Below are 13,889 nucleotides of genomic sequence, written 5' to 3' on the forward strand. Positions count from 1 at the left end.
ACCGGATGTCATCTTCCTGAAACACGACTCTGGTTTTGGAAGGTCAGGTGAACCATGGGACACGAGCAGGATGCTTGTGAGGGACAATATGGATACGCGGCACTTCCGTACGCTTTTCATTTCCGATGTGCATCTCGGCTCCAAGGCCGCGAAGGTGGACTTCCTGTTGGATTTTCTCAAGCATCACGAGGCCGATACCATCGTCCTCGTCGGCGATATCATCGATGGCTGGCGACTGAAGCGCAGCTGGTACTGGCCGCAGGATTGCAACGACGTGGTCCAGAAGCTGCTGCGCAAGGCGCGCAAGGGCACGCGGGTGGTTTATATCCCCGGCAATCACGACGAATTCCTTCGTGACTTTCCAGGCACCCATTTCGGTGGCATCGAGGTTGCCGAGCGCATCATGCACGAAGCGGCCGACGGCAAGAAGTACCTCGTGCTGCATGGCGACGAGTTCGACGTCGTGGTGCGCAACGCCCGCCTGCTCGCCTATCTCGGCGACTGGGCATACGACATGGCGATCATAATCAATATTGGCCTAGCAGCAATCCGTCGCCGGATGGGGATGCCGTACTGGTCGTTTTCCGCATGGGCCAAGCTTCAGGTGAAGCATGCAGTCAATTTCATCGGCGAGTTCCAGCGCGTCGTTGCCGACGAAGCCCGTAAGCACGGTGCGGACGGCGTGATTTGTGGCCACATTCATCACGCTGTCATGGAAGACATGGACGGGATCCGTTACATCAACACTGGAGACTGGGTCGAAAGCTGTACGGCGATCGCCGAGCATCAAGACGGCGCCTTTGAATTGATCGAATGGCGTTCCATGAGCGGTACGCAGGCGGTCCCGATGGCGATCGGGCATCGCGAAAAGGACGTCGCCCGGCAAGCCGCTTAGGCGCAATCTCCCAAGCCAGCAATTCAATGCATCAGTTTAGCCCGTTGTGTCTTTGCGACAGGCCCTATTTATTTTTTTAAACGTTTCAATCGGGCAATTTCTTGCCATAGTCGCCCTTAGGTTGACGTGATAGGCAGCGTTCAGTTTCCTGCAGGTCCACCTAATGATTCCCACTCAAAACCCTCAGACAGGCGAGGGCGCCCCGCCGCGCTTTCGGCTTCTCAGTGCCCTGTCTTACTGCGCGCCCCTGCTCGTCAATGGCGTTGCGTTGCCCTTCTTTCCGATGTGGCTTGCACAGCACGAATTCAACGACCACGAGATCGGCGTCATCCTCGCGGTGCCGATGGTCGTGCGCGTGCTCGTCGCCCCGATCGTGGCGATGTATGCCGACCGGATGAGGGAGCGAGCGGATGTGCTGCTGTTTTCCGGAGTCCTGTCGCTGCTGACAGCCATCGCGCTCTACTGGACGAACACATTCTGGCCGGTGCTGATCGTCTACACGATCCAGGGAGCGACCTTTGCCTGTTATGTCCCGGTTGTCGAATCGATCGTGATCTCCGGAGTGCGGCGCTGGGGTCTGGATTACGGCTCCATGCGGGTATGGGGGTCGGTAGCGTTCATCGTCTCCACTCTGATCGGCGGGCAGCTGATCGGGCATTGGGGTGGCGAGATGGTGTTGCCTGTCATGACCTTTGGCTTTGTTATGACTGTTGTGATGGCTATCTATTGTCCCCGGATCGGCCCGACGCGCAGGCGCGGGATACCTGTCGATATCTCGGCTGCAACGGGGAGTTCTCTGCGCCAGCCCCATTTGTTGGCGTTGCTGATCGGGGTCGCAATCCAGCAGTCGAGCCACGCGGTGCTGCAGGCCTTCGCATCCCTCTACTGGCGAGAACTCGGCTTTTCCGGCACTGAGATCGCCGTTTTGTGGAGTGCTGGCGTTGCGGCCGAAGTGACCGTCTTCTTTCTTTCCCGCCGGCTGAACCGCCGGTTCAGCGCCTGGACGCTAATCCGGTTCGGGGCGGCGGTCAGCGTGTGTCGCTGGATTCTGTTCCCGATGCATTGGGGGTTCTGGGGCTTCTTCCTGCTTCAGTGCATGCATTCCTGCACCTATGCGTTCGTGCATACGGGCGTGCAGACACGTATCGTCGCCTCGGTGCAGGAGACGCAGGAATCGTCGGCGCAGGGCGCGTATTTCTTCTACAACGGCATGTTCATGGGGCTGATGACCATCGCCTCCGGTTACATCTACGCTTGGCTCGGCCTCGCAAGCTACTACGTGATGGCACTCGTCGCCCTGACCGGTCTCGGGCTGGTTATCGCGGCTTACTATCTTCAGCCCCAGAGCGTCGTTTCCGGCGGGAAAACGAGAGAGGCCGTATAACGCAGTCCCGGTTCGCGGTCGCGAGCAAGCAGCAGCGGTCCATCGAGGTCGACGAACTCGGCGTCCTGGGCCAGCAGCACGGCTGGCGCCATTGCCAGCGACGTGCCGACCATGCAGCCGACCATGATCTTGAAATCAAGGCGTTGCGCCTCTTTCTTCATCACAAGCGCCTCCGTGAGGCCACCCGTTTTGTCGAGCTTGATATTGATCGCGTCGTAGCGGTCGCGAAGGCTGGCGAGGTCCCCGGTATGGTGGACGCTTTCATCCGCGCAAACGAGGACGGGACGACGGATCTCCGCCAGAAATTCATCCTTGCCGGCCGGCAGCGGCTGTTCGACCAAGGCGACGCCCATATCGGCAGCGATGCGCAGATGATGCTCAAGCGTTTCGTCAGGCCAGCCCTCATTGGCATCGAGGATGATCGCCGCATTGGGCGCTGCCTCGCGAACCGCGCGGATACGGCTTTCGTCATCGCCGGTGCCGACCTTGACCTTCAGGAGGGCCCGATCGGCGTTTGCGCGCGCCTGTGCGGCCATGACGTCAGGTTCGCCGAGCGAGATCGTGAAGGCGGTCGTCAGCGGCTGCGGCTGCGCCAGGCCAAGCGCCATGATCACGGTTTCGCCCGAACTCTTGGCTTCCAGATCCCAGAGGGCGCAGTCAACGACATTGCGCGCGGCGCCGGGAGGCATAGCTCGCTGAAGTTCCTTTCGCGTCAGGCCGGCTTCAATCAACGGCTTTGCCGCTTCGATCTGTGCTGCCACGCTTTCCATGGTCTCGCCATAACGGCGATAGGGAACGCATTCGCCTCGGCCGGCAAACCCGTTTTCCCGGATTATGCAGAGGATCACGTCTGCCGACGTTTTGGCGCCCCGCGAGATCGAGAATGTGCCCGCTATGGGGAAGGAATCCGTGTGAATTTGAAGTGACCGTGGCATATTTGCAATCCTGCGCGCATGGAAATTTGGTGCGGCTTGGGTATATTGATCCGAAGCGGCGAACCGTTAGTTCGCGAGTCGGCAATGTCGCCGTAAGCCTTGAAAGACACAAGCGTTTTGAAGTCCGAAACCCGTAACGCCGCCTCACTGCATGTGGACGACCAGAGCCATGGCGCGGGTCAGTTCGTTCATATCGAAGGGAACTGGCGAAGCGCCAACCTGCATCTCGTTTTGCGTGACTTCGACAAGCTTACCGCCAGCCGAAGCGGCGAGGTGACACTCGACCTATCAGGCGTGACCGATATCGACACCGCGGGCGTCTGGCTGCTCTGCCGGCTGAAGAAGCAGGTGGAAGGCGCCGGTGGGACCGTGCGCTTCGAAGGCAGTAACACCCATATCGACGAGATGATCGCGGAGTTTTCCGAGGAACCGCCGCAGCCCGAGCAGGAGCCGCAGCCAAGCGCAAGCTGGCCGGAGCGGATCTTCGCACCGATCGGCAAGATCACCTCCGAGCTCTGGAACAACCTCGCGGCCGCGATGTATATCCTCGGCTCCGCTGTCCGCGGCGCGCAAATGAAATTCGGGCGAGGCAGCGGCGTATCGCCGGCGTCGATCGTCAACCAGATCGACCACATGGGCGTGCGCGCGGTGCCGATCATATTGCTGATGTCGTTTCTGATTGGTGCGATCATCGCGCAGCAGGGCGCCTTTCAGCTCCGCTATTTTGGCGCCGAAGTCTTCGTCGTCGATCTAGTCGGTATCCTGCAGCTTCGCGAAATCGGTGTGCTTCTCACCGCCATCATGATTGCCGGCCGCTCGGGCAGCGCCATCACGGCTGAAATCGGCTCGATGAAGATGCGCGAGGAAGTGGACGCATTGAAGGTCATGGGGCTCAATCCCGTGGGCGTGCTGATTTTCCCGCGCCTAGTTGCCCTTACGGTGGCGCTGCCGCTGTTGACGGTCATCGCGAACTTTGCCTCGCTCGCCGGCGCAGCCGTGGTCGCCTGGGCCTATTCCGGCATCACCTTAGCCAACTTCGTCTCCCGCCTGCATGAGGCGATCACGCTGTCGACGGTGCTGTCCGGGATGATCAAGGCGCCGTTCATGGCGCTGGTTATCGGTATCGTTGCGGCGGTCGAGGGCTTAAAGGTAGGCGGCAGCGCCGAGTCGCTTGGCCAGCACGTGACCGCGGCGGTAGTGAAGGCGATCTTTGTCGTTATCCTCATGGACGGGCTTTTTGCCATGTTCTATGCGGCCATCAATTTCTAAGGATTGTACGTGGACGGGCAGCATACAGAGACCGGAAACAACGAGGGGCGAGATGTCGTGCTATCAGCGCGCGGCGTGACCGTCGCTTTCGGGTCGAAGGTTGTTCTCGACCATCTGGATCTGGATATCTATCGCGGCGAAATTCTCGGTTTTGTCGGAGCGTCGGGAACGGGCAAGTCGGTCTTGATGCGGACGGTGCTTCGGTTGCTGCCGCGGCGCTCTGGAACGATCAAGATTCTCGGTCAGGACTTCGATGAGTTGGACGAGCCGCAGCGCAACGCGCTCGACATGCGGCTCGGTGTGCTGTTCCAGCAGGGGGCGCTGTTTTCGTCGCTGACCGTCCGGGAGAACATCCAGGTTCCAATGCGCGAGTATCTGGACCTGCCCCAGTCGCTGATGGACGAACTCGCGCAGCTCAAGATCCGCCTCGTCGGGCTTGCGGCTGATGCCGCCGACAAATACCCGTCGGAGCTTTCGGGCGGCATGATCAAGCGTGCTGCGCTGGCACGCGCGCTTGCGCTCGATCCGGAATTGGTCTTCCTTGACGAGCCAACGTCGGGCCTCGACCCGATCGGTGCCGCGGAGTTCGACGAGCTCATCGCAAGGCTCAGGGACACCCTCGGCCTGACCGTCTACATGGTCACGCACGACCTCGACAGTCTCTTCTCGGTCTGTGACCGGATTGCGGTGCTTGGCAAGAAGCGGGTATTGGTCGAGGGAACGATCGACGACATGCTGGCCTGCGACGATCCTTGGGTTCAGGCTTATTTCAAGGGCAAGCGGGCGCGTTCGGTCGTGCCGCAGCGTGGCCACGCAGGCAAGGACAGCCTGGCGCAAGATAGCCGCGGGAAGTGAGCGGATACGATGGAAACAAAAGCGAACTACACGATTGTCGGCTTTTTCACGGTGCTCGTTATCGCGGCGGCGTTCGGTTTCGTTTACTGGATGGCGGAATATGGGCGCGGTGGGCCGATGGCCGAACTGATCGTCCGGATTCCCGGCTCCGCGAACGGCTTGAGCGTCGGCTCGCCGGTGCGGTTCAACGGCATTCAGGTCGGTTCGGTCAAGTCGCTGTCCATCGATGCCGACGATCCCAGTTTCTCACTGGCGTTCACCGAGGTGCGGGTCGACGCGCCTATCTATCCCTCGACGAAAGCCATCCTTGAAATCCAGGGTCTGACGGGTGCTGCCTATATCGAACTTTCGGGCGGGAGGATCGGCGAAAAGAACATCCTTCAACAGTCCCTCGAGACCGGAAAGCGAGCGGTCATCGTCGCGGATCAGTCGAGTGTCACGAACCTTCTGGCGACGGCAGACAAGATTCTTGACAGAGCGAACGATGCTGTCGGGCAGATTCAGGGCTTTGTGACGGATGCACGCGGGCCGCTGACGAAGACATTGCAGAATGCCGAGACCTTCTCCGATGCACTGGCCAAGAACTCAGGCAACATCGACTCGTTCCTGCAGAGTGTCGGCCAACTCTCCGAGACCGTGCGTAAGGTCTCGGGTCGTGTCGACTCGACGCTGGAAGCGGTCGAGGCCCTCGTGAAGGCCGTCGACGCGAAGAAGATCGACACCATTCTCAGCAATGCCGAGAAAGTCAGCCGCGACGTTGCCGATGCTTCGGGAAACTTCAAGGGAGCGATCCAGAAGTTCCAGGAAACGGCGACGACCTACAACGACCTCGGCAAGAAGGCGCAGGCGACGCTCGATCGAGTAGATACGTTGGTCGCGCAGATCGACCCGGCGAAGGTCAAGGGATCCGTCGACGATATCTCCCAGGCAACAAAGGACGCACGCACCGCAGTCGCTTCGATCAAGGACGTCGCGAACACTGTTTCGGCTCGGCAGAAGGACATCGACCAGACGATCCAGAATGTTTCGCAGATGGCGAACAAGCTGAACGCGGCCTCCACACGTGTCGACGGCATTCTGATCAAGCTGGACGCGCTGCTCGGTACGGACAATACGCAGTCGCTGTTTGCGCAGGCGCGCGACACGCTCACCTCATTCAAGAAGGTCGCCGACAATCTGAATTCGCGCATCGGTCCTATTGCGGACAACTTGCAGAAATTTTCCAGCGGTGGGCTGCGCGATGTGCAGTCGCTCATCAACGACACGCGCTCCACCGTGCAAAACCTCAACGATGCGATCGGCAATTTTGACCGCAATCCGCAGCGGCTGATCTTCGGTGGGGATACCGTAAAGCAATATGACGGCCGGACGCGGCGTTAATAGGGATATTAGGGGAGCGCATATGGCCGTATCGGATCTGTTGCAGCGTCGTTCGTGGCTATCGACGACCGCGATTACGCTGCCGCTATTGGCGAGTCTGGCAGGCTGTGGGACGGCTGCCAGGAACGACACCTACGACCTCTCCGCGTCGGTGACTGGCAGTGGGCCGGCGGCCAGGGGCCGGCAGATCCTGGTGCAGCAGCCAACTGCGTTGCGGGCGATCGATAGCGAACAGATCGTCATTCGGGTGGCGCCGTCGCAGATACAGTACCTTTCCAAGGCGCAATGGGGCGACAAGCTGCCGCGCATGGTCCAAGCAAAGCTCGTCGAAGCCTACGAGAACTCAGGCAAGCTCGGCGGCGTCGGCGTGCCCGGGCAGGGACTGGCGATCGACTATCAGCTCGTGACCGATATCCGCGCTTTCGAGATCGACACGACCGGTGGCAGCCACGCGGTCGTCGAGATTTCGGCCAAGATCGTGAACGACCGGAATGGCACCGTGAGAACCCAGAAAGTGTTCAGACAAGCGGTGCCGGCCAATGGGTCCAACGACGGTCTTGTGAAGGGTCTCGATCGCGCGTTCGCGAGCGTGACGGCTGAGATCGTGAACTGGACCCTCCAGTCGATCTGATAGAGGGCGCCGGCAATGCACCACAAGGTGCCTGCTGGCGCGTGCCGGCCTAGCGCGATGGCGTAACACGATCCACCGTCCACGACCCGACCCGACCTTTCGCAGAGAGCGACGTCAGGACAATCGCCCGAGATGAAAATGGCCGCCTCTTGGGCGGCCATTTCATTTGTTCCTTGAGTGTGGCTTAGCCCAGTCGCCCTGCGGCGTGAGCAAGCATCGTATAGACCTTGCCGGTATCCGAGGTCAGATAGGACTGCGTGATCGTCTTGTCGCGATCGCCGCGGGAAACATCAGAAAGGAGCTTCTCGAAATCGGCGATATAACGATCGACGGCGGTGCGGAACTCCGGCTCGCGATCATACTTGCGCTTGATCTCGTCGAAGGTCTGCTGGCCCTTCAGCGTGTAGAGGCGGCGCGTAAAGACGTCCCGTTCGCCACGCTGGTAACGACGCCACAGATCGACCGAAGCGTCATGATCGATTGCACGCGCGATATCTACCGAAAGCGAGTTCAGCGACTCGACGACGTGGCGCGGATTGCGGCTATCGGCCGCGCGGGCAGGTGCCGCCGCGGCAGCCTCGGCGCGTGGGGCTGGTTGCCGTGCTGGAGCTTCCTCGGCGGTCTCATCGCGCGATGCACCACGCAGGAGGTCGCTGATCCAGCCGCCGCTTGCCGGGGGAGCGGCAACGGGGGCGCGCTGCGGCGTTGCTGCTGCATGCGTCAGGGAGCCACGCAGACCGAGGTTCTCGATCGGCGAGGGTGTTGCTGCCGGAGCCGGGGCGGGGGCTGCGGGAGGGGTGGGCTGGGGCGCCTGCTGGGTAACGGCCGGCTGAGCCGGGCGTGGCGCAGGCTGAGGCTGAGGAATGGCCCGCGGCGCAGGCTCGGAGATCTCCAGTTGCTGCGTCGAGCGGCCAACGATGTGCGAGATGTCCTGCAAAGCCTTGATCTGCTCGGCAACGGCGCGGCGCATGGCAGCAGCGCTTTCCTTGGCCTCTTCCGGAAGATCGAATGCACCGCGTTTCAATTCGCTGCGGGTCATGTCGAGTTCCTTGCGGATATCGCCGGCCGAGCGGCGGATCTCCTCGGTGGCGCCGGAGAAGCGGGATACTGCCTCCTCGACTGCCTCGCGAAGCGACTCGCGCATGGTCTGGGCAGCGCCGTCGGATGCACGACCTGCCTCGCCCAGCATACGCTCGACTTCCGACAGGGAGGCCGTCAGGCCGCCACGCAAGCGGCTGGAAAGCTCGCTGGAGCGACGTTCGGCGTTGCCGAAGGCGCCGTCGATTGTGGCATTTGCGTCTTCGCCGGCCTTGACGATCGCAGCGCGCATCGTTGAGGCGGCTTCCTCAGCCCGCTTTTCGGTTTCGGAAAGAACGCGGCCGATGTCGGAGAACGAGGATTGCACGCTTTCGCGCAGCGTTCCGCTGACCTGGTTGGAGCGCTGTTCGGCGCGGTCGAATGCGGATTCGACCATGCCGCCCAGGGCACGCATCGTCCGTTCGATTTCCTCGGAGCGCTGGACGAGTCCCACGGAAAGGTTCTGGAGGGCGCTTTCGCGATCCTCGAGCGTTGACACGAGGTTGGATTGAGCGGCTGCCAGCAGGCCGGATGCCTGGCTGAGCACCTTGGAGTGTTCGTCGAACCGGCCGATGATACCGCCGACCTGGGCAAGCGTCTGGCCCGAAATGTCCGAGAGGCGGTCGACCTTGCCTTCGAGCAGGCGCGTCGAGGCAGACACCATTTCGGCGGCCTTCTGGGCAGACTCGGTGAAGCGCGACGTCGTATCGCCGAGGCGGCCATCCACTGCCGCGAGATTTTCGGCGGCACGGCTCATCACCTGGCCCATAGCTGAGCTGTTGTCCGACAGGCGTTCGATCAGCTTGTTGACGTTGGCAAGCAGGCTGTTTTCCATCGCGTCGACGGCCGAGGATGCACTTTCGGTCCGTGCCGTGATTGCGTTGACGAGCGCCTCATTCTCACTGCGCAGGCGCTCGGTGCTGCGTTCCGTCGCTGTCGTAATGCGCGCGGCGGCGTCCTTGCCTGCTTCGGCATAGCGGTCGATCAGCGGCCGCGCCGTCTCCTCGAGAATGCGCGACAGCTCCGTGGAACGACCGGACAGCATCGAATTGAGCTCGCGGGTGCGATCGTCGAGCGTCGAGCGGATGGCGTCGCCACGCGCCTCGAGCGCCTTTTCGACATTGGTCAGCGTCGAGTCGATTTCGCGCGTGCGATCCTCGAGGTTCGAACGGATTGCATTGCCACGTGCTTCCAGAGCACGTTCGACGTCTGCCATGGTTGAGGTAATTTCCTGACTTGCGTCGGAAATCGTCGTGCGGATACCGGCACCATGGTTTTCGAAAGTCGCTTGGGCGTCGCCGAGGGCGCGGGAAATAGCGCCAACCTGGCCACTGACGAGGGTCTCGGCCTCGGCGACCTTCTTGATAATGGCATTGCCGGCTTCCGAGAAAGTCTGGGCAACGGCGGCTGCCTGGCCGGCCAAACGGTTCTGGGCGTCGGAGACGCGGCCGACGATCTGCTCGGAACGCTCTTCGATCGTGCGGGCGAACTCGTTGCTCTTGGCGTCGAGGCCTTCGGCAAACTGCTGGCCGGTGCGGCCTAGGTTTTCGGCGGCGCGGGCTGCTTCGTCGTCGATGCCCTTCGTCGTCTCGGCGACGGCGCTGCGCAGCGAAGCGGCGAGCCCGGCAGCCTTACCTTCGATCGTGCGATTGACGGCGTCGAGGCCGACTGTGAGGGCCCGGTCCATCGTGGACAGGCGCTCCTCGATGCGGACGCTGCCGCGTTCCATCGCCTCGTCGATGCTGGCCGTACGGGAGTCGATCTCCGAGGTGAGGTTGGCGGTGCGGCCATCGATCGTTTCGGTAAACTTCGTGGCGCTGTCGTTGATCGCCGCAGCGATACGGTTCGTTGCGTCTTCGCCGAGCGTTCCGAGGCGGGAAATGCCGTCGGACAAAGTGCTGGAGAGGCGACCGCCAGCGGCGTCGACCTGCTCGGCCACGCCGCCGACGCCGTCACGGATGCGGTTTTCGAGGGCGGCAAGGCCGGCCTCGACGCGCGAGCCGGTTTCCGCAAAGCGGCCCGTCATGCCCTCGATCGACTGGTCAAGCTGTGAAGAGAAGGTCTCTGCCGAACGCGAGATCTCGCCAGCAGCCTCCTGGAAACGGCCGGCAATGTGACCGGTGCTGTCGCGCAGGCGGTCTTCCAGGGCCCGGCCACTGTTGTCGATCGCCTGGCGAAGCGAGACTTCATGGTCTTCCAGGGACATTTCCAGCATGCCGACGCTGGTGGCAATCGAGGCGCTGATCGTCGTCGCCTGATCGGAGAGCGTATCGCTGATACGGCTGTGGGCGTCGGTGAGGGCGAGGTTGATAGCCTGCTCGCGATCGGCCAGCGTCGAACGGATGCGTTCATGGGCCGAGTCCAAGCCGCTTTCGATGCGCGTAGCGGCATTGCCGGTCAGGGCTTCGAAACGATCATGCGCAGCCGCAAGACCGCTTTCGATGCGGGCGGCAGCGTCGCCGTGCAGTGTTTCCAATTTCTGATGCGCATTGCTGAGGTTGTATTCGATGCGGGCCGCGGCGCTGCCAGCCAGCTGCTCGATCCGATCGCTGCCGCTCGACAGCGTGCCTGCAAGCGTCGATGCGTGTTCGTTCAGGGAACGCTCGAGGCGTTCCTGGCTTTCCGTGTAGGCGCTGCGGATGGCGTCCGACTTGTCGACGAGGGCGCCGGCAACCCGGGACTCGGCGCCGGCCACGGTGTCGAGCAAGGCGTTGGTGCGGGCTTCCAGTGCATCGTCAAAACGGCTCTGGCTTTCTCCGAAGGAGATCGCGAGCGCCATGGCCTTCTCGTCCAGCGTATCCGAGAGGCGGTCCTGGACCGTAGCAATCGAATTCGCGATGGTATCGACACGCCGGGCAAGCGCCTCGTCGATGCGGCTATGACCTTCGTTCAACGATACCGCAAGCGCCATGACACGGTCATCAAGCGCCTCGGTGATCCGGTCGTGCCCGCCGGCAAGCGAGTTGCTGATCGTTTCGGCGTGATGGCCGAGCGTGTCTTCAATGCGCGACTGGCCTTCGTTGAGGGAGATGGCGAGGGCCATTGCCTTGTCATCAAGAGTATCGGCGAGCTTCTCATGGCCGCTGGCGATCGAAGCGGCAATCGCTTCCGCACGCTTGGCGATCGCATCCTCGAAGCGGTTCTGGCTCTCATCCAGCGAGATGGCCAGCGTCATGGCCTTGTCGTCGAGTGCGTCCGCAAGGCGCTCATGGCTGCCCGAGACGGCGCTGATGATTGCGTCCGAGCGGCTTGCCAGGGTGCTCTCAAAGCGGTCGTGGCTGTCGGCAAGGGCGGCAGTCAGCGCGCCTCCGCGATCGGCCATAACGCCGTCGATCCGCTCATGCGCGGAATCGAGCGCGTGCGTGATATCGGCAGCGCGCTTGGAGATCATCGTGTTCAGATCGTCGGCGCGGCCGAAGGCCGACGTAATTTGCTCGGTGCCCGCGGAGACGGCCGAGCTGAGATCGGAGGTCGTGGACAGCAATGTTTCGCGGAACTCTGTCGCGCGTGCGGAGAGATTATTGTGGAGTTCCGAGGTGCCCGACGCAAGCGCCAGGGAGATTTCGGACGTGGCGTGGCTCAACGCCGAGGTCATGCCTGTCGTGTGCGTATGGATAGCCTCGGTGACCTCGGAGACCTTGCCTGCCAGCGAGCTTTCCATAACTTCCTGGCTGGTCGCGAGGGCAGTGGCCAGTGCGAAGGATTGATCGGTCAGCGACGCGCCAAGGCGTTCGATGCTCGAGCTCAAAATGCCGTTCAGCGACTCCGAACCGCCGGTCATGGTGTCGTTGATGCGGTTGAGGCTCTCCATGAGCTTCGTGTCGAGCGAGCCGGCACGCTTGTCGAAGGCATTGGCGAATTCCGCGACGCGCTCATCGAACGAGGTCGAGAGCTGCGCGACAGTCGCTTGCAGCCGTTCGTCAAAGAAGCCGGAACGAAGGTCGAGATCCATGATGGTGTCGTCGACGCTCGACTGCAGGCTCTGGCGGAAGGTCGAACCCTTCTCGTCGAGCGCGCTGTTGAGCTTGGAGAGAACGTCATCAAGCGTGGTGCTGATCGTGCGCTCGCCACCGGTCAGGCTCTCGTTGATCTCGCGGGTGCGGGCGATCAGGATTTCGTTCAACTGGCGGGCACGGTCGTTCAGCGCGGCGTTCAGCTTCTCGGCGTTGCTGTCCATCGTGGACGCACGCGTCTCGAACTGCCGAAGGACAAGCTCTCCATGCTCGCTCAGGCTCGACGCCAGGGTATCCAGCCGCGTGTCGAATTCGTTGGTGAGTGCGAATCCGGAGGAGGTGAGCGTTTGCAGCAGTGAATCCGTCTTTGCCGCAAGCAGCGTGCCGAGCGACTGGATGGCCGATTCCGACTTTTCGGTGATCGCCGCCGCGCGCGTGTCGATCATCGAGGCGAATGCTTCGCCCGAGGTCGCAAGGCGTATCGCGATCTCTTCCGTGGCAAGAGAGAGGTCTTCCTTGAGCTGATCATGCACGCCCGAGATCGACGTGCGGATACGCTCAGCGTGGTTGACGATCGCTTCGCGCTCCGACCCAAGTTCATGGACGAGGCCGCGCACGCGCAATTCATTGTCGGCGTAGCTGCGCTCGAGGGCGTTGACCTCGGAGTGGACGAGGGTTTCAAGCTCCGAAGCGCGTGCGATGGTGCGTTCGATGCCTTCGTTCATCGCCGAGACTTCGCGGCGAACGGCCTGGCCGACCGTCATGATGCGTTCGGAAGCGACGGTCTCGGGCTCGGAGAGGCGAAGCGCAACTTCGGCCATGGAGCGTGCTGCGTTGCGCATGTCCTGGGCGCGCGCCATCATGACGGCAAAGGCATAGAACAGCAACACCGGCACGATGATGCCGATGAGGCCGGCAACAATGCCCGGAAGAGCCAAAAGATCGGCGATCGAGCGGATCTGCCAGATCTGCGGCGAATAGAGCAGGGCCATGAGGCCGAGACCGCCGACGATCCAAAGCAGCGACACAATGGTTGCGTTGCGAACAGCCGATCGGCTGGAGCCGGTCTCCAGGGACTTAAGAAGCGTAGCCGGCGATATGCGGTTGGCGTCGTTGGCGGCGAAGGACGGGGCGCGAGACGGCTGCTCGGGCTGGCGAGGCGTATTGGCGGGGCGCGCGCGCTCCTTGGAGCCTTGTTGATTGCGGGCACTCGGTGTTTCGGACAATTTGGCCTCCGGGGCGTCGGTCTTGCCGTTGCGAGACAGCGTATCGTCTTCTCCGAAGTCGATCTGGAGCGCCTCGTCCAATGCCTTGAACGCCTTGTCCTCGATCGACTCGCTGTATTTGTTGTTCGCCATTTACGTTACGCCTCGTTACATCCCAGCCGGTTCAACAACGCCTCGGGCTTCCCGCCGAGCCCGCACAAAACCTTAGCCTCTGAGCCCGCCCGTCCACATTGCCGAGGACGGATAAGCATATCATTTCAGAGTGGATAGCTGCTTTTTCATAC

Annotated in this window: 8 protein-coding genes; 6 read left to right on the forward strand and 2 right to left on the reverse strand. The window is 61.9% G+C overall.

Going from position 1 to position 13,889, the window contains the following annotated elements:
* The first annotated feature begins 70 nt into the window (after positions 1 to 70).
* Both AC1DPR_RS00860 and AC1DPR_RS00865 read left to right on the forward strand, forming a co-directional pair.
* Positions 71 to 895, forward strand: a complete 825-nt coding sequence (locus AC1DPR_RS00860; RefSeq protein WP_018854832.1) for a UDP-2,3-diacylglucosamine diphosphatase — start codon at positions 71 to 73, stop codon at positions 893 to 895.
* Between the two features lie 163 nt (positions 896 to 1,058).
* Entirely contained in the window at positions 1,059 to 2,279 is a 1,221-nt protein-coding gene (locus AC1DPR_RS00865) for an MFS transporter (protein WP_477815612.1), read from the forward strand.
* On the opposite strand, the gene dgcA is transcribed toward AC1DPR_RS00865, so the two are convergent.
* Positions 2,231 to 3,214 (reverse strand): N-acetyl-D-Glu racemase DgcA, encoded by a 984-nt coding sequence (gene dgcA / locus AC1DPR_RS00870; protein WP_477815613.1) that lies wholly within the window; start codon positions 3,212 to 3,214, stop codon positions 2,231 to 2,233. The two genes, AC1DPR_RS00865 and dgcA, sit on opposite strands and share 49 nt — an antisense overlap.
* A gap of 99 nt (positions 3,215 to 3,313) precedes the next feature.
* Between dgcA and AC1DPR_RS00875 the strand changes: the two genes are divergently transcribed.
* The 4 genes from AC1DPR_RS00875 to AC1DPR_RS00890 are packed head-to-tail and all read left to right on the forward strand — an operon-like array spanning position 3,314 to position 7,349.
* Positions 3,314 to 4,483 (forward strand): MlaE family lipid ABC transporter permease subunit, encoded by a 1,170-nt coding sequence (locus AC1DPR_RS00875; protein ID WP_477815614.1) that lies wholly within the window; start codon positions 3,314 to 3,316, stop codon positions 4,481 to 4,483.
* Between the two features lie 9 nt (positions 4,484 to 4,492).
* On the forward strand, positions 4,493 to 5,338 hold the full coding sequence (locus tag AC1DPR_RS00880) for an ABC transporter ATP-binding protein (RefSeq protein ID WP_037089011.1): 846 nt from the start codon (positions 4,493 to 4,495) through the stop codon (positions 5,336 to 5,338).
* 9 nt (positions 5,339 to 5,347) lie between these two features.
* Positions 5,348 to 6,718 carry an MlaD family protein gene (locus tag AC1DPR_RS00885; protein WP_018854837.1) on the forward strand — a complete coding sequence of 457 codons (1,371 nt, stop codon included), beginning with the start codon at positions 5,348 to 5,350 and terminating at the stop codon, positions 6,716 to 6,718.
* A gap of 22 nt (positions 6,719 to 6,740) precedes the next feature.
* Positions 6,741 to 7,349, forward strand: coding sequence for an ABC-type transport auxiliary lipoprotein family protein (locus AC1DPR_RS00890; protein ID WP_477815615.1), 609 nt, complete (start codon positions 6,741 to 6,743; stop codon positions 7,347 to 7,349).
* A gap of 184 nt (positions 7,350 to 7,533) precedes the next feature.
* Here the strand turns inward: AC1DPR_RS00890 and AC1DPR_RS00895 are convergent, their stop codons facing one another.
* The gene (locus AC1DPR_RS00895; protein WP_477815616.1) at positions 7,534 to 13,737 is read right to left on the reverse strand and encodes an apolipoprotein A-IV repeat region-like domain-containing protein; all 6,204 of its coding nucleotides are present in this window, start codon (positions 13,735 to 13,737) and stop codon (positions 7,534 to 7,536) included.
* Between the last annotated feature and the right edge of the window lie 152 nt (positions 13,738 to 13,889).

This window comes from Rhizobium sp. 01T417, from assembly GCF_056398905.1.

Excerpts from the sequence above, each read along its gene's own strand:
- AC1DPR_RS00860 (WP_018854832.1), top strand. The coding sequence starts at position 71 with ATGCTTGTGAGGGACAATATGGATACGCGGCACTTCCGTACGCTTTTC.
- AC1DPR_RS00865 (WP_477815612.1), top strand. The coding sequence starts at position 1,059 with ATGATTCCCACTCAAAACCCTCAGACAGGCGAGGGCGCCCCGCCGCGC.
- dgcA (WP_477815613.1), bottom strand. The coding sequence starts at position 3,214 with ATGCCACGGTCACTTCAAATTCACACGGATTCCTTCCCCATAGCGGGC.
- AC1DPR_RS00885 (WP_018854837.1), top strand. The coding sequence starts at position 5,348 with ATGGAAACAAAAGCGAACTACACGATTGTCGGCTTTTTCACGGTGCTC.
- AC1DPR_RS00890 (WP_477815615.1), top strand. The coding sequence starts at position 6,741 with ATGGCCGTATCGGATCTGTTGCAGCGTCGTTCGTGGCTATCGACGACC.
- AC1DPR_RS00895 (WP_477815616.1), bottom strand. The coding sequence starts at position 13,737 with ATGGCGAACAACAAATACAGCGAGTCGATCGAGGACAAGGCGTTCAAG.